The 26,975-nt window shown below is 43.8% G+C and carries 27 protein-coding genes; 16 read left to right on the forward strand and 11 right to left on the reverse strand.

Features of this window, described 5'->3' with window-relative positions; genetic code table 11:
* Position 1: 1 nt before the first annotated feature.
* Positions 2-967, reverse strand: a complete 966-nt coding sequence (gene thrB / locus DLM75_RS09110; RefSeq protein ID WP_118968570.1) for a homoserine kinase — start codon at positions 965-967, stop codon at positions 2-4.
* Positions 968-1,290: 323 nt separating this feature from the next.
* Between thrB and DLM75_RS09115 the strand changes: the two genes are divergently transcribed.
* Positions 1,291-2,766 carry a sodium:solute symporter family transporter gene (locus tag DLM75_RS09115; RefSeq protein WP_118968214.1) on the forward strand — a complete coding sequence of 492 codons (1,476 nt, stop codon included), beginning with the start codon at positions 1,291-1,293 and terminating at the stop codon, positions 2,764-2,766.
* On the opposite strand, the gene DLM75_RS09120 is transcribed toward DLM75_RS09115, so the two are convergent.
* The 5 genes from DLM75_RS09120 to DLM75_RS09140 form a co-directional block, all read right to left on the reverse strand.
* Positions 2,723-3,553, reverse strand: coding sequence for an alpha/beta fold hydrolase (locus tag DLM75_RS09120; protein WP_118968215.1), 831 nt, complete (start codon positions 3,551-3,553; stop codon positions 2,723-2,725). The genes DLM75_RS09115 and DLM75_RS09120 overlap by 44 nt on opposite strands.
* Positions 3,541-4,479: a hypothetical protein gene (locus DLM75_RS09125; RefSeq protein ID WP_118968216.1), complete on the reverse strand. Its 939-nt coding sequence runs from the start codon at positions 4,477-4,479 to the stop codon at positions 3,541-3,543. The genes DLM75_RS09120 and DLM75_RS09125 overlap by 13 nt, the downstream gene beginning before the upstream one ends.
* 3 nt (positions 4,480-4,482) lie before the next feature.
* Positions 4,483-5,700, reverse strand: coding sequence for a pyridoxal phosphate-dependent aminotransferase (locus DLM75_RS09130; RefSeq protein ID WP_118968217.1), 1,218 nt, complete (start codon positions 5,698-5,700; stop codon positions 4,483-4,485).
* Between the two features lie 65 nt (positions 5,701-5,765).
* Positions 5,766-7,475, reverse strand: a complete 1,710-nt coding sequence (locus tag DLM75_RS09135; RefSeq protein WP_118968218.1) for a DNA repair helicase XPB — start codon at positions 7,473-7,475, stop codon at positions 5,766-5,768.
* Between the two features lie 109 nt (positions 7,476-7,584).
* The gene (locus DLM75_RS09140; protein ID WP_118968571.1) at positions 7,585-8,490 is read right to left on the reverse strand and encodes an aldose epimerase family protein; all 906 of its coding nucleotides are present in this window, start codon (positions 8,488-8,490) and stop codon (positions 7,585-7,587) included.
* A gap of 133 nt (positions 8,491-8,623) precedes the next feature.
* Between DLM75_RS09140 and sppA the strand changes: the two genes are divergently transcribed.
* The 6 genes from sppA to DLM75_RS09170 all read left to right on the forward strand — a co-directional run bounded on the left by sppA (position 8,624) and on the right by DLM75_RS09170 (position 14,398).
* A complete protein-coding gene (gene sppA / locus DLM75_RS09145) occupies positions 8,624-9,613 on the forward strand; it encodes a signal peptide peptidase SppA (protein WP_118968219.1) in 990 nt (329 codons plus the stop codon).
* A gap of 38 nt (positions 9,614-9,651) precedes the next feature.
* Complete coding sequence (locus tag DLM75_RS09150) at positions 9,652-11,073, forward strand: MBOAT family O-acyltransferase (RefSeq protein WP_118968220.1); 1,422 nt, start codon at positions 9,652-9,654, stop codon at positions 11,071-11,073.
* Between the two features lie 54 nt (positions 11,074-11,127).
* Positions 11,128-11,751 (forward strand): hypothetical protein, encoded by a 624-nt coding sequence (locus DLM75_RS09155; protein ID WP_118968221.1) that lies wholly within the window; start codon positions 11,128-11,130, stop codon positions 11,749-11,751.
* Entirely contained in the window at positions 11,748-12,728 is a 981-nt protein-coding gene (locus DLM75_RS09160) for a PP2C family protein-serine/threonine phosphatase (protein ID WP_118968222.1), read from the forward strand. Before DLM75_RS09155 ends, DLM75_RS09160 begins: the two co-directional genes overlap by 4 nt.
* Entirely contained in the window at positions 12,729-13,022 is a 294-nt protein-coding gene (locus DLM75_RS09165) for a hypothetical protein (protein ID WP_118968223.1), read from the forward strand.
* 80 nt (positions 13,023-13,102) lie between these two features.
* The gene (locus DLM75_RS09170) at positions 13,103-14,398 is read left to right on the forward strand and encodes a hypothetical protein (RefSeq protein WP_118968224.1); all 1,296 of its coding nucleotides are present in this window, start codon (positions 13,103-13,105) and stop codon (positions 14,396-14,398) included.
* Here the strand turns inward: DLM75_RS09170 and glpK are convergent.
* Both glpK and DLM75_RS09180 read right to left on the reverse strand, forming a co-directional pair.
* A complete protein-coding gene (gene glpK, locus DLM75_RS09175) occupies positions 14,392-15,882 on the reverse strand; it encodes a glycerol kinase GlpK (RefSeq protein WP_118968225.1) in 1,491 nt (496 codons plus the stop codon). The genes DLM75_RS09170 and glpK overlap by 7 nt on opposite strands.
* Positions 15,883-15,948: 66 nt before the next feature.
* Positions 15,949-16,905, reverse strand: coding sequence for an MBL fold metallo-hydrolase (locus DLM75_RS09180; RefSeq protein ID WP_118968226.1), 957 nt, complete (start codon positions 16,903-16,905; stop codon positions 15,949-15,951).
* Between the two features lie 198 nt (positions 16,906-17,103).
* On the opposite strand from DLM75_RS09180, the gene DLM75_RS09190 reads away from it, so the two are divergent.
* The 9 genes from DLM75_RS09190 to DLM75_RS09230 all read left to right on the forward strand — a co-directional run bounded on the left by DLM75_RS09190 (position 17,104) and on the right by DLM75_RS09230 (position 22,656).
* On the forward strand, positions 17,104-17,418 hold the full coding sequence (locus tag DLM75_RS09190; protein WP_069607215.1) for an STAS domain-containing protein: 315 nt from the start codon (positions 17,104-17,106) through the stop codon (positions 17,416-17,418).
* Positions 17,419-17,580: 162 nt separating this feature from the next.
* The gene (locus DLM75_RS09195; protein ID WP_241547892.1) at positions 17,581-18,234 is read left to right on the forward strand and encodes a hydroxyacylglutathione hydrolase C-terminal domain-containing protein; all 654 of its coding nucleotides are present in this window, start codon (positions 17,581-17,583) and stop codon (positions 18,232-18,234) included.
* A gap of 171 nt (positions 18,235-18,405) precedes the next feature.
* A complete protein-coding gene (locus DLM75_RS09200) occupies positions 18,406-19,785 on the forward strand; it encodes a dihydrolipoyl dehydrogenase (protein ID WP_118968229.1) in 1,380 nt (459 codons plus the stop codon).
* A 22-nt stretch (positions 19,786-19,807) separates the two neighbouring features.
* Positions 19,808-20,725 (forward strand): ABC transporter ATP-binding protein, encoded by a 918-nt coding sequence (locus DLM75_RS09205; protein WP_118968230.1) that lies wholly within the window; start codon positions 19,808-19,810, stop codon positions 20,723-20,725.
* On the forward strand, positions 20,722-21,495 hold the full coding sequence (locus tag DLM75_RS09210) for an ABC transporter permease (protein WP_118968231.1): 774 nt from the start codon (positions 20,722-20,724) through the stop codon (positions 21,493-21,495). The genes DLM75_RS09205 and DLM75_RS09210 overlap by 4 nt, the downstream gene beginning before the upstream one ends.
* 13 nt (positions 21,496-21,508) lie before the next feature.
* Positions 21,509-21,778 (forward strand): BolA family protein, encoded by a 270-nt coding sequence (locus DLM75_RS09215; protein WP_118968232.1) that lies wholly within the window; start codon positions 21,509-21,511, stop codon positions 21,776-21,778.
* A gap of 91 nt (positions 21,779-21,869) precedes the next feature.
* Positions 21,870-22,097, forward strand: a complete 228-nt coding sequence (locus tag DLM75_RS09220; protein ID WP_118968572.1) for a BolA/IbaG family iron-sulfur metabolism protein — start codon at positions 21,870-21,872, stop codon at positions 22,095-22,097.
* On the forward strand, positions 22,094-22,414 hold the full coding sequence (gene grxD / locus DLM75_RS09225) for a Grx4 family monothiol glutaredoxin (RefSeq protein WP_118968233.1): 321 nt from the start codon (positions 22,094-22,096) through the stop codon (positions 22,412-22,414). The genes DLM75_RS09220 and grxD overlap by 4 nt, the downstream gene beginning before the upstream one ends.
* On the forward strand, positions 22,414-22,656 hold the full coding sequence (locus DLM75_RS09230; RefSeq protein WP_118968573.1) for a glutathione S-transferase N-terminal domain-containing protein: 243 nt from the start codon (positions 22,414-22,416) through the stop codon (positions 22,654-22,656). The genes grxD and DLM75_RS09230 overlap by 1 nt, the downstream gene beginning before the upstream one ends.
* Here the strand turns inward: DLM75_RS09230 and gshAB are convergent.
* From gshAB to ggt, 3 genes are read right to left on the reverse strand one after another with little or no spacing between them, the layout of a single operon-like run.
* Positions 22,653-23,684 carry a bifunctional glutamate--cysteine ligase GshA/glutathione synthetase GshB gene (gene gshAB / locus DLM75_RS09235; protein ID WP_118968234.1) on the reverse strand — a complete coding sequence of 344 codons (1,032 nt, stop codon included), beginning with the start codon at positions 23,682-23,684 and terminating at the stop codon, positions 22,653-22,655. The genes DLM75_RS09230 and gshAB overlap by 4 nt on opposite strands.
* Positions 23,672-25,234, reverse strand: coding sequence for a glutamate--cysteine ligase (gene gshA, locus DLM75_RS09240; protein ID WP_118968235.1), 1,563 nt, complete (start codon positions 25,232-25,234; stop codon positions 23,672-23,674). Before gshA ends, gshAB begins: the two co-directional genes overlap by 13 nt.
* The gene (gene ggt, locus DLM75_RS09245; RefSeq protein ID WP_118968236.1) at positions 25,231-26,964 is read right to left on the reverse strand and encodes a gamma-glutamyltransferase; all 1,734 of its coding nucleotides are present in this window, start codon (positions 26,962-26,964) and stop codon (positions 25,231-25,233) included. Before ggt ends, gshA begins: the two co-directional genes overlap by 4 nt.
* Positions 26,965-26,975: the final 11 nt, after the last annotated feature.

A 26,975-nucleotide genomic window follows, 5' to 3' on the forward strand; every position in this document is an offset into this window, starting at 1 on the left:
ATTAAGAATTTTTAATATTCTTCTCAGATTCTATAATTCCGTCGTCTTCCACTTTTAAAGAAAGGATCTGGCAACCGAAATGAGTTTGGTCGCAGAACTCGGAAACCTTTTCCTTCAAAATCTGCTCCACTCTTCCCGCCTTTTTACGTTCGCAAAAAAGTAGAACGGATGGTCCGCTTCCGGAAAGCGAGTAGCCGATAAGATTCTTCTTAATTTTTTCCAAGAGAGGATTGAGCTCGAATTCGGAATGCATCCGATACGGTGTGTGAACCCGATCTTCCAGAGCTAATTTCAAGAGTTCCATATTTCCGGAATCCAAAAATTCCATCCAAGTAGCGACTCGACTCATATTAAAAATCACGTCTTCAGTGGAATAAGTGCTCGGAAGAGTTTTCCGCGAAAGATGGGTGGAAGTTTCCAAATCGGGAACGAGCAAAAAACAACGGACTCTCTTTGGAAATTTCTTTTTTACAAATTCGAGCCTGGCTCCGTTAAAATAAGCGAACACAAACCCGCCTAAATAAGCGGGAATCGTATTGTCGGGGTGACCTTCGATCTGAGCGAGATGAAACAGAAATTCGTTTTCTTTCGGAATCGGAAGTTTCGGATAAAAGTGTTTGTGCGCGAAACGTCCAGCGCATACTCCAGCGACGGCGGCGCTCGCACTCGAACCCAAACCCCCTTTCATCGGAAGACGTAGATCCATCACAAGAGAATACGGAATCGGTTTTTCTCCCGGAAGAAATCTTTGGAAGTAAGAACGATACGATGAAATGACGAGATCTTCGTCTGGGCCGAAAGGCAAAACGTCCGCTCCCTTTACGGAAGTATTGAATTCTCCTTCCGGAAAAAAACGAAATTGAAATTGGTTGTAAATTCGAAAGGCAAGACCGAAAAGATCAAAGCCCGGCCCAAGATTGGCTGAGGTTCCGGGAACGGTGATGGAATACTGTCGGATCGATGTCATCTTTTCAAAACCATCTGATTCCGATTTTGAACCCGCTTTGGACGATAGAAACCGACGCCAGGAAGGAACCGAATCGTAAAAATTACGACCACGATTTCTCTCCAAATCAAATCGTCATTTGCTTTTCCATTTTAGAAATTCGGATTTTTGAAATTCGGATTTTCGGAAAGACAGGATTGTGCAAATTCTATGTCGAACGGACTTGAAGTCCGATTTCAACCGTGTTTTTCGTAGAATCACTTTGTCCGAAGATGAAAACAACGAAAGGAAATCTCCCGGAAAAAGAGTTTTCCCGATAAAACGAGAGTGAATTCTGCCTGATTATGCACTTCGGAATCGCGGACTTACTTGTACTTCTATTATACGTCATTCTCGTTTTATTTTCCGGTTGGTTTACATCCAGGAAGAAGGACAAAGATTCTTCCTCTTACTTTCTCGCAGGTAGAGAACTCTCTTGGATTCCGCTTAGCTTTTCCATTGTCGCGACGGAAACTTCCACACTTACGTTTCTCAATATTCCCGGACTCAGTTATTCCGGAAATCTCACTTTTCTCGGATTGGGTTTGGGTTTTGTTCTCGGAAGAATCCTTGTCGCACAACTTTTCATTCCGATGTATTATCAATCCGGTTTTATTTCCGTTTACGAATGGGTCGGAATCAAATACGGAAAAGTTTCCCAAAAGACGGTGACCTATCTTTTCAAACTCACAAGAATCTTAGGAGACGGAGTGAGAATGTATGCGTCCGCCATTCCGGTCGCAATCTTACTGGAAGTGTTTCTCAAACAATACGTTTCACTCGAAGTAGGAACTCTTCAGATCGAAATTCTCAGTCTGCTTCTGATCTCCGGAATTACGATTCTTTATACCGTTCAAGGCGGTTTTCGTTCGGTCGTATGGGTCGACTCGATCCAGTTCGTAATCTATGTAGGCGGAGGAATTTTCGCTTTTTTTTATCTGGGTTATCTTTTATCGCAAAGAGGATTCGATTTTTTGAATGTGTTTCAGTCTGCTTCCGTAGCGGGAAAACTAAAAATTTTAGAATGGAATGATTTTTCTTCGGCGTATTTTTTTCCCACCGCGATTTTAGGCGGAATTCTTCTTACCTTAGGAACTCACGGGGTCGACCAGATGTTCGTACAAAGAGTTCTGGCATGCCGATCCGAATCGGATGCAAAGAAGGCGATGGTTTCCTCCGGAATTTTTGTATTCTTTCAATTCGTATTGTTTTTGAGCATCGGAGTGTTGTTATTTTTTTATTACGCGGGAGAGAATCTTCCCAAGGATAAGGTTTTTTCCAAATTCATTTTGGAAGAAGTCCCTTCCCCGATCACGGGTTTTTTACTCGCGGCCATCCTCGCTTCCGCGATGTCCACTCTTTCGAGTTCCATCAACTCCTTATCGCTCACGACGAAAGTGGATTTGGGAATTTCAAAATTCGGATCCGCAACCTTGAGTTTTTTTTGGGGATTGATCCTATTACTCAGCGCCCTTCTTCCACTTTTCCTCACCGCGGGAAAAACAGGTTTGGTGGAATTGGGACTTTCCATCGCGTCTTACACGGTGGGCCCGATCATCGCGATCTTTTTAACGGGAAGAATTTCAAGTTTTTCTTATATGCAAGAATTGAAAGATAGATCCGCGGCGCTTTCGATCGCTTTGACTCCGATTCTTACCCTGCTCTTCGGTAAATGGACCGGCTTTGGTTTTACTTATTTGGTTCCTTTCGGAATCGGAACCTGTCTTCTGATCGGCTTCATTTTATTAAAAATTCAGAATCGTTTTTCTCTTCAAAAATAGATTCAAGAATTCTTTTGTATTCGGACGCTTTTGTAAAGTGGATATAATGATCTCCACCCGGGATTCTATAGAATTCCGAGTTTGGAAAAAATTTACGAGCTACGACGATATCTTCCTCTAAAAAATATTCCGAAGCTCCGCCGATCAGAAAGTGAGTTTTTTTCGAATACGGACTCTCCGTATATTTTTGAAAAAAATCCTGAAGTAATCGAGGAGATCTTTCGATTCCTTCCACGTTCAACTTCCATCGATAACCGCCGGATTCCATTCTTTCCAAATTCATTTCCAAAAAGTTTCGAATGAACGCATTCGGGAGAATCTGAGAAAGAACCGCGTCGATTTCCTGTCTCGTTTTGAATTTCGAAACGTCGGTTCGAAGACAGGCGAATTCAAGTTCGTAACGCAAAGGGTAATCTTTCGGAACGATATCTTGGATCAAAAGAAGAGACGGGATTTCCGGATTTCGAAGAGCGAATCCCATGCTCACAAGTCCGCCCATCGAATGTCCGAGTAACACGGGTTTGACGATTTGATTTTTGCGAGTCCAGGCTTCCAGGTCCTCGACCATAGATGCGAGGGAATGTTCGGAAGAATGCGGTGAATCTCCGTGATTTCGAAGATCGAGCAAGTAGACGTCCGCATACCGAGCCAAAAAGTCCCCCACGGTCTGCCAGTTTTTTGAGGAACCGAAAAGTCCGTGAAGAACTAAGATAGGGCCACAAATCGGTGCGGAAAATTTTTGATTTTGGAATGGGATTTTGCGAGAATAAAGATCTACTGCAGACATTCTTTCTGGATCACTTTTAAAAATTGGTGATATTTTTTTCCGTAACGATACGGTAAGTTTTGAAGATCTTTTCGGAAAGATTCGAAAATCTCCTTTTTAGATGGATCCTTTCCACAGGCTATCGTTTCGGGATCTTTCGTAAGATTTTCCAATCGTTTGGAAATCTGCGCGGCAAAGACGGTCGCATAATTGCCGTTTGGCTGAAGTTGGAGGTAGCGGATCTTTCGTTTTCTCTCATCGTTCAAAAAACAGAACACATCTTTTTTACATTGGGTTTCTTCCGTATATTTTACGCCTAAAAAAGCCGCAAAATCTCCGGGCCCTTTGTCCTTAAATTCCTCTCCGATTTTCCAAAATACTTCCGGATTGACTTTGGAAGGTTTGCCTCTTTCTCCCGGGATGATCTCACCCGGATTTTTGGAAAGATAGTCTCCAAGTTTGGATTCCTTCCGTTTGTTATCGCCTTCTTGCAAAATTTCTAATATTCTTTGAAGAACGACCGCTCTTCTGATTTTTAGATAGAGATATTCGTCTCCGTGATAGATTCCGTTTTCTTCGAGAGAACTTAAATATTGATAAACGGATTCCAACTCCGGAAGACCCGTATTTGTGGAATACAACATTCGATCGATGGAGCGAACGACGATTCTATAACCGCCCTTTTCCTGCATATTGAAAAGCGACTGCGTGGAAGCCCAGCCGCTGAGTCCCGCTCCGTCGGAGACAAAGCGAAAATTCTTCTCGCTTTGTTTTTCCTTTTCGTTTTTGCTCTGGACGATTTCACCGAATCCGAGTCTTCTGAGGATTTCTGATTGTTTGTCCGGAAATAAATAGAGAGGAGCGTTCGGCTTCAAAACCAGCCAATCTCCTCCCCACAAATACGGAGTTACGGTAAAAAAAGCGAGGATCAGTACGATCCGTCTCATCGTTTACTTGCTCAGATCCCTTATCATTTCCGCGATTCTATCCACTCCGCGTTTGATATCCGTTTCGCTCATCGGATAAGATAGCCTCATCGCATTGTCTTCTCCGAAAGCGATCCCTGGAACGGCCGCAACTTTATACTTTTCTAATAGAACATTACAGAAAAGTTTACTCAACGACGTTTCGGAAGATTCTTTCCTGAGTCTTTCAAAACCAGGAGTTTTGTAGACTTCGTTCAGATACGGAAAAACGTAGAATGCCCCCTGCGGATTCTTGCAATGTACTCCAGCAATCGCATTTAAGAGGGAAACGATGATATTTCTTCTTTGTTCAAAAGCCTTTCTCATATCCTCGACACAGGCTTGATCCCCTCCAATCGCGGCTTCCGCCGCGGCTTGGGAAATGGAAGAAGGATTGGAAGTAGACTGGCTTTGGATCGTTTCCATGTTTTTAACGATGCCGATATCACCCGCTCCATAACCGATTCTCCATCCAGTCATCGAATACGTTTTCGAAACTCCGTTGATTACAAAGGTCCGTTTTTTGAGTTCGGGAGAAATCATGGCGAGATTGGAAAATACAAATCCGTCATAGACGATCTTTTCGTAGATATCGTCGCTCATCACGTGAATTCCGCTAGAGAGGATGACCTCGCCTAACGCTTCCAGATCTTTTCTCGAATAACCTGCGCCCGTCGGGTTGGACGGAGAATTGACGATCAGACATTTTGTCTTCGGTGTAATTGCTTTTTTCAATTGTTCCGGAGTGATCTGAAAATTACTTTCCGGCGTCGTTTGAACGATCACAGGCACACCTTCCGCAAGGCGCACGATATCCGCATAACTCACCCAATATGGAGCAGGAATGATGACCTCGTCCCCCGCGTTTAACGTCGCAAGAAAGTAATTGTATATAACCTGTTTTCCTCCGGTTCCAATAAGGATCTGGTTCTTTTCATAATCGAGACCGTTGTCTCTTTTGAACTTGGTTACGATCGCCTCTTTGAGCTCCACAGTACCGGATACAGCCGTATAACGCGTCATTCCCTTATCGATCGCCTTCTTCGCGGCGTCTTTGATATGGGACGGGGTTTCGAAATCGGGCTCGCCCGCTCCGAAACTTACAATGTCCTCTCCCTTTTTTTTAAGCTCGTTCGCTTTCGCAGTAATGGCGAGCGTGGGAGAGGGCTCGATGACGTTCAGCCTTTTTGCGCTGAGATCCATGCTGTTCCTCTTTTTGTGTTTCTTAATTTTATAACAATTCGATCGATCGGTTTTGTCGAAAAGAATCAGGCGTTGTTCAATTGAAGCTGAGCCAATTCTTCCTGCGCTTCTCGGAACTGATCCAGAGTATAAATTTCATACTCGTATCCTTGTTCCGTGAGAAACAACTGACGATTTTGTCCGAATCTTTCTTCGTTCGTATCTCTCGAAATCAAAGAATAGAATACGGCCGTGTTGTCGTGCCCTTTCGGTCTCAGGATTCGTCCCAATCTCTGCGCTTCTTCTTGTCTGGAACCGAACGTCCCTGAAACCTGAATCGCAATGTTTGCATCCGGTAAGTCGATGGAAAAGTTCGCCACCTTACTGACCACGAGAGACTTGATCTGTCCCGAACGAAATGCATCATACAGAGTTTGTCTTTCCGGAAGGGGAGTTTTTCCCGTAATCAGAGGAATATTAAATTTCTTTGATATTTCTTCCAGCTGATTGATGTATTGCCCGATCACGAGCAAATGTGACTCGGAATGTTTTTTCATGATGAGTTCGATCGCCTTCATCTTCTCCGGATTTTCCGAAGCGAGTCTGAACTTCTCGCGGTCGTCCGCGATGGAATATTTCAAACGAAGATCGTCGTCCATGTTGACTCGGATTTCCTTACACTTCGCTTCCGCGATCCAGGACTTACTTTCGAGTTCCTTCCAAGGAACGTCGTATTTTTTCGGACCGATGAGCGAGAACACGTCTTCTTCGAGACCGTCTTCTCGAACCAAGGTCGCCGTTAAACCGAGTCTTCTTTTTGCTTGGAGTTCGGAAGTCATTCGGAACACCGGTGCCGGAAGTAAGTGAACCTCGTCATAGACGATCAGTCCCCAGTTGTTGGCGCTGAAGAGGTGAAAGTGGGTAAAATCCCCGCCCTTCTTCTTTCTGTGTGTAAGAATGTTGTACGTCGCAATCGTAATCGGACGGATTTCTTTGACTTCACCGGAATATTCTCCGATGTCTTCCGGAGGAATGTCGGTTTTGTCGAGGATTTCATTTCTCCACTGACGAATCGAAAGTGTGTTCGTTACCAGGATCAGAGTTTCCGCTCCGACGATTTGCATCACTCCGATTCCGACGATGGTTTTCCCCGCACCGCAAGGAAGAACCACCACACCGGAACCACCTTCATTCCCACCACCGGCGTGAAACACTTCCACACAGGCTCTTTGGTAGTCGCGCATTCCGAACTTCTTACCGCTGATACTTTCCGGTCTTAGATTGAAACCGTATTTATTTCCTTCGTCGTAACCGGCGAGATCTTCGACAGGGAAACCGATTTTGATAAGTGCCTGTTTGATATGTCCACGGTATTCTTTTTTGATATAGATCTTATCCGGGAATGTGGATTCGATGAACGGTTGCACCGCTCTGTGATTACCGATCTCTTGGAGAAATCCTTTTTCATTGGAGATGATTGCAAGTTCTCCGGATTCTTCTTTGACGAGTTTTACTTTTCCGTAACGGCTGATCTGTTCACGGATTTCGTTTACTATATTTTTTGGAACCGAGTAGCGTGAGAATTTTTCGAGACATTCTACGATTTCATCCGCAGACATCTTGATCGAGGCGGCGTTCCAGAGAGAAAGTGGTGAAATTCTATATGTATGGAGGTATTCCGGGCTTTTTTCTAGTTCTGCAAATTTGGAAACAATGGTCTGACAGGCCTCAAACTCGGGGTTATCGACCTCCAAAAGCATGGTTTTATCACTCTGAACGATTAAGGGTTTGCTCATTTGTGTCTGGTTTCCTGTTTGTTTAGACTGAAAATCGACCCCTTTCTGTCAAGAAGAATGCGAACATAAGGTTTTTTCCTTTCGTATCGAAAAGAACTCTTCCAAAGTTTTACAACACGGAGAGAGAAATTTGAAAACAACCGCTTTTTTCCTCTTCCGGAAGTAAGGTCGTCAAAGAAAAACCGTGTAAATACGCGTTTCCCGGTGCACTCATCGGTTCGATCGCAATCCTGTTTCCGGCAAAGTCCGTGTAGATTTGCATGTAAGAAAGAGGTATCTCTGTCGAATCATCCGCGTAAGAATGAATCGCAACTTGATAGGCTTCGTTTCTCACTTGTAAAAGTACGTTCGGCTCCTCTCCATAAAATAAGGAATCGAGCTTTGGTATCTTCTCTAAATCGAATACGTCGGTTTCCACTCCGTAGATCGGATAAACCGGAATCAAATCTTCTTGTAAAGGAATCTGTTTCTTCAAGTTAGACCGCAGTTGCGCCGAGGAAGATTGAGAATGGATCCGAAAATACGGATGATAACCGTAACAAAATCGAAACGGTATCGAATTCTCATTTTGAAAAAAAGTGCGAAGAGTCAAAACCTCTTCTCTGGAAATCGTATGCAAAGAATATTCTTCCCGAACTCGAATCTTAGCTAAGGGTGTAAGAGAAACGGATTCGTCGGGAACCAACTCGAATAAAACGGAGTGATCCGTTCTATCGATGACACTCCTTCTCCAGGAATACGCAAGTCCATGCGAAGGGTAACCTTTTGCGTCCTTTGTTCCCAAGTCACGCAAAGAAATCGTTTCTTCACAGAGCTGAATGGTTTCTGCGGTGTGACGATTGACCCAAGGAAACATCAAATACGACCCAGAACTAAAAAATCGTTCCGTTGAATCGTATCCCGCGATGATCTCTAAATTTTTTTCGGTGACGGGATGTTTCCAGATCCAGGAAAGAATCTGGTTTCCGGCTTCGTTGAGTTTCAATCTGGAATGTTCGCTTGCAATTTCAGTCACGGCGGACAAGACTTCCACGAAAGCGAAAATATTTCCAATCAAATTTGAATTCTTTTTTAAAACCAGGGTCATAGGAAAGGAATTGAAAGCCTGCTTTGTTAGCGGATACTGACGATTCCATAGGAGAATTTCTTTGAAAGCACCGATTCTGACTTGGACCTATTCCCTTATCCTGACACTCTTCGTAACGAATTGTTATATCCCCGTGAACGCGAATCTCGGAGGTCCGGGTAAATCCGCCGAACTCAGGGAAAAACTTCTGACCGGAAAAAACGAAGATAAAATTCTAATCATTCCGATCGACGGAGTCATCAGTGACGAAGGCGAAAGAACCTTTTTCGGCGGACAAGAAGATTCGATTCTTGCCGGAGTCAAAAAACAACTCGAACTCGCGGAATTAGATCCCGAAATCAAAGCAGTCATTTTAAAAATCAATTCTCCAGGCGGTTCCGTCACTTCCAGCGATATCCTTTATAGAGAAGTTCTTCAGTTTAAAACCAAAAAGAAAATTCCAGTGGTTTCACTTTTTATGGATACGGCCGCGAGTGGAGCGTATTACATCGCGATGGCTTCCGATCTGATCATAGCCCATCCGACCACGGTCACCGGTTCCATCGGCGTGATTCTTTCCGGTATCAATTTCAAAGAAGGCCTCGATAAGCTGGGAATTAAGGACCAGTCGATTCGTTCCGGCGGAAACAAAACAATCGGATCTCCCTTGGAAGATCTTACTCCCGAGCAAAGGAAACTATTGCAATCCATCGTAGACGATCTGTATGAAAAGTTTTTTGAAGTTGTGAAGGCCGGTCGTCCCGGAAAAAATCCTACCGAACTTCGTAAGATCGCGGATGGAAGAATTTTCACCGCGTCTCAAGCGTTACAACACGGCTTGATCGATAAGGTCGGCTACTTCGACAACGCGATTCAGGAGACGATGGCACTTCCGAATTACCGCAAAACACCGGGGAATACGAGTCCGAGAATCATTTACTATTCACAGAGCGTGGAAAAACGGGCCAACTTCTATCAAGTGCAATCACCGGAGTTAAAAATCGATTCTCCGATTTCGAAAATTCTCGGGACCGGAAAACAGGTTCGTTTTCTTTATCTCTGGTCTTATTGAGAATATTAGAATTTTAGAATCTACTTTTCGGAAATCTGATGTTATTTAATTCTTTACCCTTTCTTTTCCTATTTCTAATCACGTATTTGATCTATTGGAACGTCGACGGGCCCTGGAAAAAAAGGGTCCTTCTCGTTTCCTCGATCATCTTCTACGGATATTCTCATATCGCGTTTTTGATTCATTTTCTACTCGTGATCGGAATCAACTACTACTTCTCCGCAAAACTCTGGGAAATTCGAGATCGCGGAGAATCCACGGGCAAACTTCTCAAATGGGTGATCTTATTAAACGGGATCAATCTCGCATTTTTTAAATATTATTATTTCGTAATGGATTCCATGAGTTCTCTCACGGGAATGGAACTCTGGCAAAAACTGGGAACATCCGTTGAAATTCTTCTTCCTCTCGCAATCAGCTTTTATACGTTTCAATTGATCGCTCTCCAAGTCGATATCCACAGAGGTTTGATCCCGAATCGAATCAGTTCCGGAGACTATTTCCTCTTCATTCTCTTCTTTCCTCAATTGATCGCGGGTCCGATCATGAGATCCACAGACTTTCTTCCGAAACTGGATCATCCGGCAATCGATAAGGACAGGATGAAACTCGGGATCTTTTTATTGATCTTCGGTCTTTTCAAAAAATCAGTCCTCGCAGATTCGATTGCGGGAATCGTCGGCCCGATGTATCTCGAACCGAGTTCCTATCACGCCGCTTCCATCTACATTGGGATGGTTGGATTTGCCTGCCAGGTTTACTGCGACTTCTCCGGTTACACGGATATTGCCAGAGGTTCCGCATTCTTACTCGGATATGATATCCCGGAAAACTTCCGCGGACCGTTTCTTTCCGTTTCTTTCCGCGAATTTTGGGGACGGTGGCACGTAACGCTTTCCACATGGCTTCGAGATTACATCTACATTCCGTTAGGCGGAAGTAGACAGGGAGAATTCAGATCCCAGTTGAATATGTTTCTCACCATGTGTCTGGGAGGACTTTGGCACGGGGCTAATATCGCCTTCGTTCTTTGGGGAGCCTATCTAGGATTGATCTTGGCGGTCGAAAGAATCGTAGAACCGAGACCGGTACCCGGCGTTTCCAATAGTCCATCCACCGCGACTCGAGTTCTAAGAAACATATTTACTCTCAATCTATTTATCTTCTCCGGGATTTTCTTTCGCGGAGGCTCCGCCGGCAAAAACGCGGTTCCGTTTATGTTGGATTTACTCAGCGGATATAAGAATCTTTTTGCGGGCCGAGTCCTACCTCGTTGGGAAGAACTTTTGTTATTTATCCTTTTGACGATCGGATTAAACGCGTTTCAGTATTATCCTCAACTCATGTCCAAAATCGAAAAAAAAGGAATGATTTTGATTCCGATTTTGAGCGTCATACTTCTTCTGCTTTTGGGTGTATTTGGCGACGGCGGTGGAGAATTTATTTACTTCCAGTTCTAAGTCCTTTCTCTAATACGAAGGGGACTTCTTAAGAAAGGAAAAAAGGGGGCGATCTTGAATCGAAAGAAGAACCAACGTCTACCTTTTTTCCTGATCGTTCCCGTGCTGTTCTTACTCCTTGCGGATTGTTCGCCCCGTTGGATTCGAGAACTTCCGATCGACTCATCCGGTGGAAAAAATGAAAACCTCATACCAGGCGGGCTGTACGTACGGAATCGTCCCGAACGTTCGCACAGGAACACCCTCTTCTATAAAAATGTAGTTCAGGAAAGAATTTTCCTAAATCCTGAAAACCATACGTTTGAAAAATCGATGCGAAGAGAAGTAAAGGATAAAAACGAGTACACGACCTATATCGTAAGCGGAAAAGGAAAGTATTCCGTATCGGGAAATTGGATTCTACTGGAAACTTTGGAAAAAGGAGAAGTTGAATTTCAGGGAAACGCGGAAGCATTTGAAATCGTTTACTCGCCTTTTATTCATAAATTGTTATATCACTATGATTCTTCGACGAAAACTATCGTCCCATTGTTATACGAGTCCGGGTATAAGGAAAAAACTTTTGGACTCATGGATGGGGTCAACAAACCGTATTTAGAGGATCAATATTTCCAAATCGCCCGGAAAAACTTTTTAAAAAAAGAATTTCAGTTTCACGCCTATTTCTACAAACCATGAATCTATCGGAATACATCAAAAGATACTTTCAAAGAGTGGGGTGGTTTCTTCCGAGCCTAAATCTATTATTCTTGATATTGATCGCGGTTTATCTCGAAAATTCAAATCTAAACACGAAAGAAAGGATCATTTTTTATCTGATCTCGATCGCCCTGCTCTACTTAATCAATTATATTTCCTTTATACTCTTTCTAACGAAGAAGTTTTTACCGTCCGAGGAAGTCCGAGGTAAGATGATGAAACGTTTCCGAAAAGGAGACGATCGTATGCAGACCTACCTCTTTCCACTTTCGATCGACGACGACCACTACGAAATCTATGCTCGAACTCTCACCTACAATCCGATAGGCGGCGACTTCTATAATTTTCTGACTGATCTTAAGGGAAATTATTGGATTGGAATCGGAGACTCGGTCGGACACGGATACTTGGCCGGAATCTTTAGCATGATGATCTTTCAAAAGATGTCTCTTCTCGTTCATCTCTACTCGGAACCGTACGACGTAATCGAACAGATCAACGAAAGTCTAACGAAAAGGACGCAGACGTATCCAGCGATCAATTCGAGCCTATATGCTACCTTTCTTTTGATCAAAGCCGACCGGGACGGAAACGTTCAACATTCGGGTTTACATCCGAGTTTCGTTCACTACAAAAGTAAAACGAAAGAAAATGAAATCGTGGAAACGGACGGAAAGTTCATCTCCACTACGATGAATTCGAGTTTGAAGAACGTTCAGGGAAAAAGTCACTTTCGATTGGAATCCGGAGATATCGTATTTTGCTTTACAGATGGTCTTTACGAACAGAAGAATAAAGGAAACCTGTATTTCGGAGAAAGCCTCTTTCGATTCTTAGAAGACGTTCCCAAAGCCGATCTGAAAAAAATCGCGGACAACCTTTTTGCGGAAATTCTGATTCATACCGGAGGAAGAATTCAGGACGATATGACGATCCTGATGATTCGTAAAAAATAAATGTTAGAATTGACGCCACTCGAAACAAAGATCCTGGCAAACCTCGCCCTCGAAGACAGAGACGCCCGCAAATTAGGAAGAATCCTCCAGGATGTCGTCCTTGTTACTGGCCTAAGCGAAGACGAACTTTTAGAATTCATACCGTTCGGTCTGGAGGAAGAGATTAAAATTTTAAAAGTAGAATACAATTTTACCGTTTTTAAAAGATCTCTGATCTCAAAATTGACAAAACGAAATTATCCTTCTCCCGGACTTTCCGCTCCGATCCCCGAGACAATTCACCCTTCCTTCTAAGAATTTCGGAGCGTTTTGTTGATTCGGGCCGCAAAATGGAAATCAGGAAACAAACGATCCTAAAGTTACATTAAACAGCTATGCCTTTTCAAGAAGGAAAGAATTATTTCTTCATTCTCGCCAATCCGGATTCAATCGTTCGTTTCACTTCAAAGGTAGAACCGTTTTACGATTTTAGCAAAAAGGAAATCGAAGATTTACCCTTTTTGTTTGCGTCACCCGGAATTGTTCCCCGTTTTTTATACTCTGTAGATTGGAATCGAACCCATTATCCGAGCAAGACGATCGACTCGCAGACCTATCTGAGTTTTGAGAATGGAAGAATCCGTTCCAGCATGGAGCGATTCCTGCAAAACACCATCGAACTCACGAAAGAAGGTTCGTTTCCGATAAATCAAAATCCGTATCTACCACTGGGAAAATTTCCGATTCGTCTTTCCAGAGCGGAAGGCGAATTTACGACGATCGGTACGGTTGTTTCCGGAAATTTCACCTTATATCGTCAAAATAGAAACAAGACGATCTCTACACGTTATCTGTCACTGAAGGACATCGTAAACCCGGAGTTATCCGAAGCGGAAGTGGAAAAGAAGATAGAATCCCTTTACTTCGACCAAAAAAGTAAGAACTACCTCTTTCGCCTCGTGAAGATCCTTTTTGCGGGAACACCGGCGGAAGAACAAACGATCGTGTCCAATCTTTTCAGTCACGAACCGGAGTTCGCGGTCTTTCTTCGAGACCAAATTTTCAAAATAGAAATCCTTCCCTTGATCCACGGACCGTTCTTAAACAGAATTTTGACCACTATGGACGAACGAATCATCCGTTTTTCTTATCCGAAACTTTCCCCTCCCGTGAAAGCGATGATCGAAAAAAACATCTCTAAGAATAAACTGAAAAACATTCTAGATTCTCCTCCCAAAAAACCGGAACTTGGAGAATCCTTGGAAGAAACGATAGAAAAAGAGATCTTTAGAAATTTTTCGAGAAAGATATATTATGAAACCGGAATATTTCCGATTTACCGCGAGAGAATCGACGAATCCAAATTGGATCCAAGTCAATCGATCGAAACCCAATTTCAGAGCGTTCAACGAACAGAAAGATTCAACTTACAAATCGAGGGAACTCCGGCGATCGTCCTCTACGCAATAACGGAAAATAAAATTCTTTTTCAGGTTACGGAATGGATCGAAATCGTTCGAATGGACAATCTGATTTCGAAACGAGAACGGGATGAACAATTCTTTCTTAAAATTCCACCCGGAAGAATTTTAGAAATCCCTTTCTTTCCGGAATTCAGGCTCCTATGCGGAGCCGGAATCACCTCGGAAAGAAAAACATTCGAATTTTGTTTATTAGGCTTTGATTATTGATCCGTCCGGATTCTTTTCACTGAATCTTTCCAAACCTGAATCTCTTTTTCTCTCTGGGCCGTTTTCATCTGAGGAGAAAATTCCTTGCTTGTTTTGAGTTTTTTCTTGAGGTCGCTGACGGAGGGAAAAAATCCTCTTTCTAAACCGGCAAGAAAAGCCGCGCCTAACACGGTCGTGTCGACATTTGCCGGACGGATCACCTTCTTTCCTAAAATATCGGCTTGGTATTGCATCAACCAAGAATTTCCGGTCGCGCCTCCGTCCACTTTGAGAACTTTTAACTTCGAGCCGGTATCATTCTCCATTGCTTCGACGAGTTCATAGGATTGAAGAGCGATCGATTTGAGTGCGGCTCTTGTGATCTGTTCCGCTGTCGTATCGCGAGTTAATCCAAGGATCGCTCCTCTCGCGTTCATATCCCAATACGGAGCGCCTAACCCGGAAAAGGCGGGGACAAACACGACCTCGTCCTCTTTTTTAACCGAAGCCGCCAACTTTTCGGAAACCTTGGATTCTTTAAAAAACTTCAGATTGTCTCGTAAGAACTGAACGACGGCTCCGCCTATAAAGACGGATCCTTCCAAACAATACACCGTCTTTCCTTCCGGACCACAACCGAGCGTCGTAAGAAGATTATTCTTTGAAATCTGAAAATTATTGCCCGTATTAAAAAGAAGAAAACATCCTGTTCCATACGTATTTTTTGCTTCTCCCGGCTCCGTGCAGAGTTGTCCAAAAAGCGCTCCTTGTTGATCTCCGACAAGAGAAGAGATCGGAATTCCATCCGGAAGTCCGTTTACCTTTTCGGTCCTTCCGAATAGGGAACTCGAGTTATGCGCCTCCGGAAGAATCGCTTCTGGAATTCCTAATATCTGCGTGAGTTCCCGATCCCATTCCTTCTTTTCGATGTTATAGATGAGAGTTCTACTCGCATTCGTATGATCCGTCTTATGCGACTTTCCGTTCGTCAATCGATAGAGTAAATACGTGTCGATGGTTCCAAACAAAACCTTTCCTTTTTCCGCCTTGGCCTTCACACCTTTAACGTTGTCCAAAATCCATTTGATTTTGGTTCCGCTAAAGTAAGCATCCATCACAAGTCCGGTCTTTTTACGAAACAAAGGTTCGAGTCCTTTTTCCTTGAGGTCCATACAGATTTCGGATGTTCTTCTACACTGCCATACGATGGCGTTGTAAACGGGTTTGCCGGTGTCCTTATCAAACAGTACGGTCGTTTCTCTTTGGTTTGTGATTCCGATCGCAACGGCGTCGGACGGTTTGAGCTTTCCGTTTCGAATCGCTTTGAGAATGAGTTTCTCCGTTTTTACCCAAATCTCTTCCGCATCGTGTTCTACCCAGCCGGCTTTCGGATAGTGTTGTGCAAATTCCGAATAGGCGCTGGAAATCACGTTTCCTGATTTGTTAAAACAAAAGGTGCGAATACCGGTGGTCCCGGCGTCGATTCCGATGATATACTCACTCATAGATGATTCTCCCAAAAATTTAAGAATGAAAGATGGAATTCAATTTCAGACGGATGTGATTCGTTCTTATACTTCGAGTTCCAGACCCTCATAGGCCATGATGATCTGTAACTGATTGTCCGGATCGAACATCTCTTTGTATTTTAACGCCCGCAGATAAACGGCGTCCAACTTTTCGTCGTCGTACGAAGGATCGTGATGAAACATCACGAGCTTTTTTACGTTTGCTCGGAGCGCGATGTCAGTCGCCATCGAAGCGGAACTGTGTCCCCAATCGATCTTCTGCAAAGATTCTTCAAACGTATACTGCGTGTCAAAAACAAGAATATCGGCGCCTCGAAAGTAATTCAGATAATCCTGGATATTCTCCATTTCGTCGAGATTGAATTCCGCATCGGAAGCGAAGATCAAAGACTTTCCGTCTTCTTCAAATCGATAGGAAAAACTTCCTCCGGGATGGCGAACCGATTTTGAAATCGCAGAGATCGATTCCGTCACGGGAAAGGCCTTTCCTTCCGGGATGAATTTAAAATTCTTCGTTGCCCGAAATCCTTCGTAAGGAACCGGAAAATGAGTAAAACTGTGCTGATATTTGAGTCGTTCCTCTAAGTTGTCAACGGAACTCAAAATTTCGAACACGTTACCGGGGGAATAGAAAGGTACAAAGAAAGGAATACCTTGGATATGATCCCAGTGTGTATGAGTAAAAATCCACTTCGCCTTTCCTTTTCCTTCCAAAAAGCCTTCGTGTAAGATCGAGTTGCCGAGCTCTCTCAAGCCCGTTCCACCGTCGATAATCACAAGATTGTCTTTTTTATCTCTGATTTCGATACAGGTCGTATTTCCTCCGTAGGTGCTCCAGTTGGAAAGAGAAAGAGAATCTAAGAACGTATCAATCGCATCCGGGCTTTGGATATCGGCAGGCGTCGCTAGGCTGAGAATTTTTTGTACTTTGCCCCTGATGGATTCTCCTCGAACAGAGGAGGAAATGGAACCTCGTACACCCCAAAATTTTATGCGCATAATTTAAAAAAACTAACCTGAAAAGAAGAGGATTTTTCAGGAAAATGTTGTCTAAAATTATCATTTCCTTCAGGATTTCCAGCTAATTCTTTTTTATTTATGAAAAATTTCTTCTTGGTAGAGAACGGTTGGAAAAAAATTTTGTTTACCGAGTACACGGATCGATTAGGATTCAAATAGGTTCCGAGCAAAGCAAACGTGGAAAACTTCAACACCGAAATCCTCACCGAAGGAACTACCTGCACGATCCGCATTCAAGGGAGCATCAGTCTTAAAAACGCATTCGCTCTCAAAGAGTTGATCATCAAGAAACACGGTGAAGGTTTTTCCGATATCGTCTTAGACTTTGCGGGAGACGCTTACTTGGATTCCTCAGGAATCGGAGCTATTTTCAATTCTCAGAAATATGTAACGGAAAGAAACGGTTCCCTCAAACTCAAGAATATCAGTCGGGACGTGATGACGATCTTAAAGATCGCAAACCTCGACAAACACTTGGATATCATCCGTTAGGTTCTCATTCTGGAAGTTTTTCAGATCTACACGCTTTCCCCGCTTCGAAATTTCACATACATTCTAAGAAATCCGGATACGTCCCAAACTCTTTCGATCGATCCATACGATCCAAAGCAGATCGAAACGTTTCTGGAAGAACGTGGTTGGAATCTTGACTTTATTCTCAACACGCACGAACACGCGGATCATACAGCCGGCAACGAAGCCCTGTTTCACAAATACAAACCGGTCGTATATTGTCATCCCGGAGGAATCGGAAAAATTCCTCGTGCAACATACCCACTCAAAAAAGGGGATCGAATCCTAACCTCCTCCGATCGTTATCTGGAAATCTTGGATACGCCGGGCCATACCTTTTGCCACGTCTGTCTTTTTCTTGTGGAGCATGGAAAGCAGAAAGCGATCTTTACCGGGGACACTCTCTTCAACGCGGGAGTCGGGAATTGTTATCGTGGAGGAGATTCTGAAATTCTTGCCCAAACGGTTTTGGAACAATTCTATCCTTTGGAAAACGAGATTCTTCTTTATCCAGGACACGACTATTTAGAATCCAATTTGAAATTCACTCTTTCCTTAGATCCTTCCAATCAAGAAGCGATCGAAACATTGGAAGAATCCGGTCGTTTGGTAAAGGACCGGGAATTCCTGACGACCAATCTTGGAAAGGAAAAGAAGATCAATACCTTCCTTCAGTGTGTTCATCCTTCCGAAGATTTAAAGGCAAACGTACAAAGGAAGTCCGGGCTCAAATTTAAGGAGAATGACCCGAAATCCTTCTTTGTATCCTTGCGTTCTTTGCGAGATCATTGGTAAAAAAGAATCGGAAATCGTTTGCCGGAAAACCCCACTCTTGGAATCTGTAACCAGGACGGTTCTTTTTTTGATCCTAAATCATTTCGCGTCATTTTGTAAATCGACGAAAGTGGTACGGATCCGGGTTAGAATTCCAACGACCTCCATTCTCCCATTGGATCGGGTAGTCTCATGAAACAATATGATATCATCGTAATCGGAACCGGAGGTGGAACTAAGTTGGTCACACCTCCTTCGAAACTCGGCTACAAAGTCGCCGTGATCGAAAAAGAAACTCCCGGTGGCACCTGCCTCAATCGTGGATGTATTCCTTCCAAGATGTTAATTTATCCGGCTGAAATTCTTACTCTCGCAAAACATTCCGAAAAATTTCAGATCACGTTTCCGGAAAAACCGGTCGTCGATTTCAAAACTCTCGTGGAAAGAATTTCGAAGACGGTAGATGAAGAATCCGCATCCATCCTTCCAGCGTACGATAAGAATCCGAACATCGACTACATCCAAGGGAACGCCCAATTTGTCTCCGATCGTGTCATCCGTGTGAATGGAGAAGAATTGACGGCCGAAAGAATTTTTATCGCGGCCGGCGCCAGACCCTCCCTCCCGAACATACCCGGATTGGAAGGAACTCCTTATATGACAAGCCGCGAGGCGCTTCGAAGAACCGAACTTCCGAAGTCGCTGATCGTAATCGGAGGCGGTTTTATCGCTTTAGAATTGGGTTTCGCCTATTCCGCGTTTGGTTCCGACGTCACCTTCTTGGTTCGGAATCGAATGCTCAAAAACGAGGACGCAGACATAGTCGACGAATTTGAAAGAGTTTTTACGAAGGAACAAAAAGTTCTACTCCATTCAAACATTCAAAAAGTAGAATATAAAGAGAACCGTTTTTTTCTGGACGTGACGATAGACGGAAAAGAAATCCGATTGGAATCGGAAGCCCTGCTCGTAGCGACCGGGATCAAACCGAATTCGGATCTTTTAGGCCTTACAAACACAAACATCCGAACGGACGAAAACGGTTATATCCAAGTCAACGAATATTTGGAAACCACGGCACCCGGAGTCTACGCGTTAGGCGATATCATCGGAAGATATTTTTACAGACATTCGGTCAATTTCGAAGGCGAATTCTTGTTTCGAACCCTCTACCAAGAGAAAAAAAGAACTCCGATCGAGTATCCGCCGGTTCCTCACGCCGTTTTTACCCACCCACAAGTCGCAAAAGTCGGCAAAAGTGAAGAGGAACTCAAAGCATTAGGAATCGATTATATCGCCGCCAAAAATCCTTATAGCTCCAGCGCAACGGGTATGGCGAGACTTTCGGATTCCGGTTTTATCAAAATTCTCGTGGAGAAAAAAACGAGAAAGGTTTTGGGAGCGCACGCGATCGGGGACGAGGCGTCGAACGTGATTCATCTTTTTATTCTTCTGATGACGATGAACGGAACGATAGACGATCTTCTGAAGATGATTTATATCCATCCTGCGTTACCCGAAATAGCGCGTAACGCGGCAAGAAAGGCGAACGAAATTCTTCAAACAACATAAACGATGGGAATCAAAAAAAAATATGAAATTTGCTCTGCAAATTGAAAACTTAGTAAAAACCTATTCCGGCGGGGTCACGGCTCTCAAAGGAATCAGCTTAAACGTGGAAAGTGGAGACTTTTTTGCGCTCCTCGGCCCGAATGGTGCCGGCAAATCGACGACGATCGGAATCCTCAGTTCCTTGGTAAACAAGACGTCCGGAAACGTTCGTATCTTCGACGCTGACATCGATGTCGATTTAGCAAAAGCGAAGTCATACATCGGAGTCGTTCCTCAGGAATTCAACTTCAATATTTTCGAAAGAGTCGATCAAATCGTGATCAACCAAGGCGGTTATTACGGATTGGATCGTAAGTTGGCCGCCGAACGCGCCGAAGGTTATTTGGCCCAACTCGGACTTTACGAAAAAAGAAAGGAAGCGGCCGGTCGACTTTCGGGAGGAATGAAACGAAGGTTGATGATCGCAAGGGCACTCATTCACAATCCGAAAATTCTCATATTGGACGAACCGACCGCAGGTGTGGACATAGAACTCAGACGTTCTCTCTGGGAATATCTCCAAAAACTAAACGCCTCCGGAATCACAGTCATCCTGACCACTCACTATTTGGAAGAAGCCGAAAGCCTTTGTAGAAATATCGCCATCATCGACCAGGGAAAGATTGTGGAGAATACATCGATGAAAGACCTTCTCCAAAAACTGGATCAAGAAACCTTTATCTTGGATTTTACTGGCCAACTCAATTCTCATCGAAGCGCTCCCGGCATCGAAATCAAACAGATTGATAATTCCACGCTGGAAGTTTCGATCTTCGCGGAAGCTACTTTAAACGATCTTTTCAAACTTTTGGATCAGAGCGGAATCAAGATCAGTAGTATGAGAAATAAGTCCAACCGTCTCGAAGAACTCTTCCTTAAGCTGGTGGAGAAAAAACTATGACCTTTAACGAAAAATACAACGCATTCAAAACGATCGTCATCAAAGAAACCGTTCGAATTTTAAGAATCTGGGTCCAGACGATTATTCCTCCCGGAATCACGATCACCCTTTACTTTATCATCTTCGGAAAGTTAGTCGGTTCTCAGATCGGAAACATCGGAAATCATACGTATATCCAGTTCATCGTTCCGGGTCTCGTAATGATGTCCGTGATCATCAATTCGTATAACAACGTAGTCTCTTCCTTTTTCGGAGCGAAGTTTCAGAAGAATATCGAAGAACTCCTCGTCTCTCCGACTCCAGCATCCTTGATCGTTCTCGGTTATACGGTCGGGGGCGTCATCCGCGGAATCCTCGTAGGAATTCTCGTGATCGCGATTTCTCTATTTTTTACCGAATTAGAAGTTTATAATTTTCCGATGTTGATGGCCACCGTGATTTTAAGCTCCCTTCTTTTTTCCTTGGGAGGATTTTTAAACGCGCTCTTCGCCAAAAAGTTCGACGACGTGACGATCATCCCGACGTTTATTCTTACCCCGCTTACGTATTTAGGCGGAGTTTTTTACTCGATCCAAATGCTTCCTCCGTTTTGGCAAAACGTCTCCAAACTCAATCCGATCCTTTACATGGTGAATGCGTTTCGATTCGGATTTTTAGGAGTCAGCGATATTCATCCAGGGTTTGCACTTCTTATGATTGCAATGGCGACCTTGGCTCTTTATCTGCTGTCCGTATTCTTACTCAAAAAAGGAACCGGAATCCGAAATTGATTCCGAAACAAACATGGACATTCAGGAAGAGATAAGAACGCGACTGGACCGTGAATTCCATCCTTCGAAATTGGAAGTGGTCGATTTCAGCGAAGAGCACTCGGGCCATGCCGGAAACCCGACCAGCAGGAAAGAAGGAACTCATATCAGGATCGTTTTGTTTTCCACTGCGTTTGCGGGTAAGTCTAAAGTGGAACAGCACAGAGAGGTATATTCCATTCTGAAACCCTGGATCGACCGCGGACTTCACGCGATCGTTCTCGAAACCGGAGAAAACGAGTAAATTCGGATTGTAACAAAAACGGGATCGAAAATGCTAAATCTAAGAACTCGGAAATCGAACGATGGAAGGGATTCGGTCTAAAGAAAGAACGATGACAATCGATGAAATTAAAAATAAAATAGAATCCGGTCTTCCCGATTCTAAGGTAACGATACTCGATCCTTACAAGGATGGAGTACATATCAAGGCAGTTGTGATTTACAAAGGATTTGAAGGTAAATCCATTTTAGAACAACATAGAATGGTCTATGAAACTCTAAAAGAAGAACTAAAACAAGAAGTGCACGCGCTTGCACTGGAAACGAGGACACAAGAATGAACGAAGCGGTAAAACAGAAGATTGAAGAATTAGTAGGCTCCGATAAGGTTTTCCTTTTTATGAAAGGAACCCCTGATGCGCCGATGTGCGGATTTTCGGCGGGCGTTGCCAACGTTCTCAGAAGTTTGGGAATTCAGTACGGCTCCTTTAACGTTCTTTCCGACGAAGTGATTCGCCAAGGAATCAAAGACTTCGCGAACTGGCCGACGATTCCTCAACTCTATATCAATGGAGAATTTATCGGCGGTCACGACATCGTAGTCGAGATGGCGAAGTCAGGTGATCTTCAGAAAAAAGTGGGAACCATCCCCGCATGATGAAGCTCTATCACTTTCTTGGTTGCCCCTACTGCGCCTATGTTCGTGATGAGTTCTCGAAGATGGGACTTGTTCCCGGAAAAGACTATGAACTCGTGGAAGCGAGCCGGGGAACCCCCGGCCGCGACGAGGTAGTCCGTCTTGGTGGAAAAAGTCAGGTTCCTTTTCTCGTGGACGACTCCACGCAAATGTACGAGTCAAGGGACATCGTCACATACGTAAAACGAAAAAGAGCTTCTTAGAAGCCCAGTAAATTTAATATCTTATTTCCAACGTCCCTGTTTTTTCCTTCATACGGATAGTTATGGATGTAAAGGACGGGGTTGAAGTTCAATTCTAAAATTCGATAATCCCCTTTTGTTTGCAAATCCTTAAGAATGATATCCACTCCGCAAATCTTTGCTCCGACCGACTTCGCGGCCTTCACCGCAAGATCTTTATAGTAAGAATTCGCAAGATCCGTTACGTCGATCGAATCACCGCCCGTGCTGATATTGGAATTCTTACGAAGGAAAATTTTTTCTCCGTTTTTAGGAATGGAAACCTTCGCAAGACCGGATTGTTCCAGAACGTCGAGTTCCGTATCTCCGAGTTGAATTTTTTCAAGGGGAGTAACGTGTCCAACTCCTCGTCTCGGATCTTCGTTTTTTAAGGCGACGAGTTCTTCGATCGTATGTCTACCGTCTCCCGTAACGTTAGCCGGAATCCGATTACAAACGGCTACGGTTTCATCACCGATCACTAAAAAACGATACTCGTTTCCTTCCGCAAATTCTTCCACGATCACGGATTCTGAATGATTGAAGGCGATTTTAACGGCTTTTTTTGCGTCGTCGATCGACGCATTCGGTTGAAGAATCGTGATTCCGATTCCGAAGTTCGTGGTCACGGGCTTTACAACCATCTTCTTATCGATATGCGTTTTCCAGAATGAAAGCGCGGAATCCGGTTCCCCAAAACTGTCACCGGCCGGAACGAGAAGACCGGCTTCGTCCATTACGATTTTCGAAATCGTTTTATTCTCCATTACGAGAAAGGTCATATAGGAATCGAGTCCGGTTTTCGAGGCTTCTTTGACATACTGAACGTGTCCGGAAGAATTTTTTAACCGAAGAAAATGATTCTTTCGATCCAGAATTTCAACTTCGAGACCTCGGTTGAGAGCATCGCGAATTACGATTTGAGTTGAGATCTCCAGATCTTCAAAATCCTTTAGGGTGAAAATATCGGGCGAGAGAAATTCTCCCGATTTCAATTTCAGTGATTGCATAGTTTGACTGTGGGATAATGGGTTTGAGATTCTTCTTTCTCTAATTGTTCTTTTTCCTGAAAGGATCTTTGCGATTCCTTTTCGATCTTCATAAGAGTTCCCGGAGAATATTCCATATAAGAAAGGGCTCTTCTATTTTCTCTCGCGAGTTCCATTCCCTTATCTCTAAATTCGATCCCACGTTTTAGAATTTCGCATAACAATTTTCCGGAAGGAGTTTTCTCCGGATTCTTCCATTTTTTGATCTGAAAGTCGATTGCTTCCTGATACGTTTTTCTTCCCGTGTGTAGATCCAAAATTTTTGCGTAGTGTCGTAATGATTCCGAATATTCCGCTCCCGTCTGTTGAAAGTTCTTTTCGGAATTTCCGACTCTCACTTTGAGTTCGGGATTTCTTCCTTCCCAAATAACCTTACTCAGATTTTCTTTCTGGATTTCGTTCTCCTCCGCGTCGATGGAAGGAGACGGAGTCAAAAGAGAATCCAGAAGAATCAACTGGGTGAACGCGAGATTGTGTCTACAAACCCCCAAGGGAGAATACGGATCGATGTCCAGGGATCGAATTTCTATGTATTCGATTCCCCTTCTTAAAAGCGCGTCCAGAGGCCTTTCATCACCTTTGGGAACTTGTTTCGGACGTACGGGGGAATAGAATTCGTTTTCGATCTGAAGATAATTCGGATTGAGTTGAGCATCCGGTGATTTCGGAAAAGATTCATATTTCTCATACGGCGTGTGAACCGCATAACACATCCGATCGACATATTCCGCCAAAGAATTATAATGAATTCCTAATGTATCTTGAACCTTACTCGTGTAACCGATCTCGCTCATCCGAAGCGAAGTCGCATACGGAGAATAGAGCGTAAAATTCTTATGTTTTTCAAACTTGAAATCCCCGGGATTGGGGAGGAAGGTGGAATCAAAAACGGAAGAGGAGCCGGTGAGATAGGTTAAATAGTGAACCCTTCTCATGAAGTTTCGGATCACGTGCAAATACAAAGAAGAGATTTCTTCCTTTGTAAAATGGGACACGTCCTTTCCTAAAAACTGTCTCAAAAAAATATTGGAAAAAGAAAAGTTATAGTGAACTCCGGAGATCGTTTGCATTCTTCTTCCGTATCGAAGTCCCAGTCCATTGCGATAGATCGTCTTCCATTTTCCGCTCGCCGAACTTCCGTATTGTCCGAGCGGGATTTCGTTTTCATCCGCCGGGAGAATCGGTGGCATACTAAAAGGCCAGATCAATTCGTTGTTTAATTTTCGGATCGTATATATATGCAGATCTTGTAATTCTCGAATATTGGCTTCGATTCGAGGACGGGGATGTGTGGCGTATTCGAGTTGTGGTTCCGCAAAATCGGTCTTGATGTAATGATTGGTAAGACTCGAACCGAGATGTTCCGGATGGGGAGTTCTTGCAAGGGTTCCGTCTGGATTGACTCGCATACTTTCCTTTTCCAATCCGTGTTTTGCTTTTACAGCGTGACGGAGAAGAATCTCCAGTGAAACTTCGTCGATCTTAGATTGAGTAAATTCTTTTGTTTTCAAAGTCCGCCTGTGGCCCCTTCTCCACGTGGATCGGAAGCTCCATAGAGCATTCCGTTCTCTCTTTTGACCGAAAATAATTTCGCAAAGTTCGGAGCGATTCGAATATCGTGTTTCCTCGAGGAAAGCCCATCGAATACGTTTCTTTCGTTCACCGACTTTTCGATAAAAACCGCGTCCGGAAAAAATTGATGATGCACTCTACCCCGTGCGACGGATTCATACAAGGTCAACCGAAAGTCCAAATTATAAACCAAGGATTGTAAAACAGCATTCACAATATAAGAACCACCGGGTGCTCCCGTCGCCAAGAACGGCTCGTTGCCTTTGAAGACGAGAGTCGGAGACATACTACTCAGCGGAGTTTTTTTAGGCAGAATCGAATTCGCTTCTGCACCGATCAGACCGTAGACATTCGGTTCTCCTGGAGCGCGACTGAAATCATCCATTGTATCGTTCAGGACAATTCCATAACCTGGAACTACGACCGAGGCTCCAAAACGAAAATTGATCGATTGTGTCGTTGAGACCGAATTTCCATCCTTATCCATCACGGAAATATGAGTTGTTTGAGGAGATTCCACACCAAAGTTTAAGTCTTTTAAAAAAGAAGAACTGCTCGACGCAAGTTTGGGATCAAAGTCAGAAATCTTTTCCTGCGCATATTTTTTGGAAAGAAGACGATCGATCGGAATTTTCGTAAACTGCGGATCCCCGCCGAGAATCGCGCGATCTGCGTATCCTCGGCGCATCGCCTCCGCCATAAAATGATAATAACCCGCCGCGTCCTTATCGTACAATTCCTTCAGAGGTTTGGTTTCTATCATCGATAACATCGTAAGAAGATGAACGCCGGAAGAAGGCGGAGGCATCGTATAGATCGTATAACCTCTGTAAGATGATTTTAGCGTATTCTTTTCGATCACCCGGAAATTTTTTAGATCTTGAGAGGTGATCAAACCTCCGTTCTTTTTCATCGCACCTACGATCGAACCCGCTATTTTACCTTGGTAAAATTCTCTTTCTCCGTTTTCGGAGATCAATTTCAAAGTGTTTGCAAGATCTTTTTGAACAAGCAGGGACCCGACTTCGGGAACCTTCCCTTTCGGAAGAAAGATTCCCTTCATTTCCTCGTCCATGTCTTTCGATGATTTCTGAATCGCAGTAAATAAATCCGGATAAACCGGAAATCCATTCTCCGCTAAACGAATCGCAGGCGCGATCACCGCTTTTAAGGAAAGTCTACCATATCGTTTGTGGATCTGAATCAAACCCGCAACGTTACCCGGAACACCTACCGCTCGAAATCCAAAAAGAGAATCTTCCTTCGGTTTTCGTTTGTACATATTACGGGAGGCCGCGCTCGGTGCCCTTTCACGAAAATCAAACGCGATCGGTTCCGAAAATTCTTTCAGATAGAGGACAAGAAAGCCTCCTCCTCCCAATCCGGTAGAATGAGGTCTCGTAACCGAAATCGCAAAAGAAGTCGCTACAACGACGTCGACGACGTTCCCACCTAACTTTCCCACTTCGATTCCCGCCGCGGTCGCTTCGATCGAATCGGAAGCGATCATCAGATTCTTACTCTCGCTAAAATAATCGGTATGCTTTCTTTGATTAGAAGGGGTTACGAGTAAGTCTGTGGAAACCTTCCTCCCTTCAATCGAAAGAGGAACGTCCTTACAGGAAAAGAGGAGAAGTATCAGTATGATACGTGCATAATTTTGTTTCATCGGATCCCGGA

The sequence above is a fragment of the Leptospira stimsonii genome (assembly GCF_003545885.1).
Lineage (GTDB): Bacteria > Spirochaetota > Leptospiria > Leptospirales > Leptospiraceae > Leptospira > Leptospira stimsonii.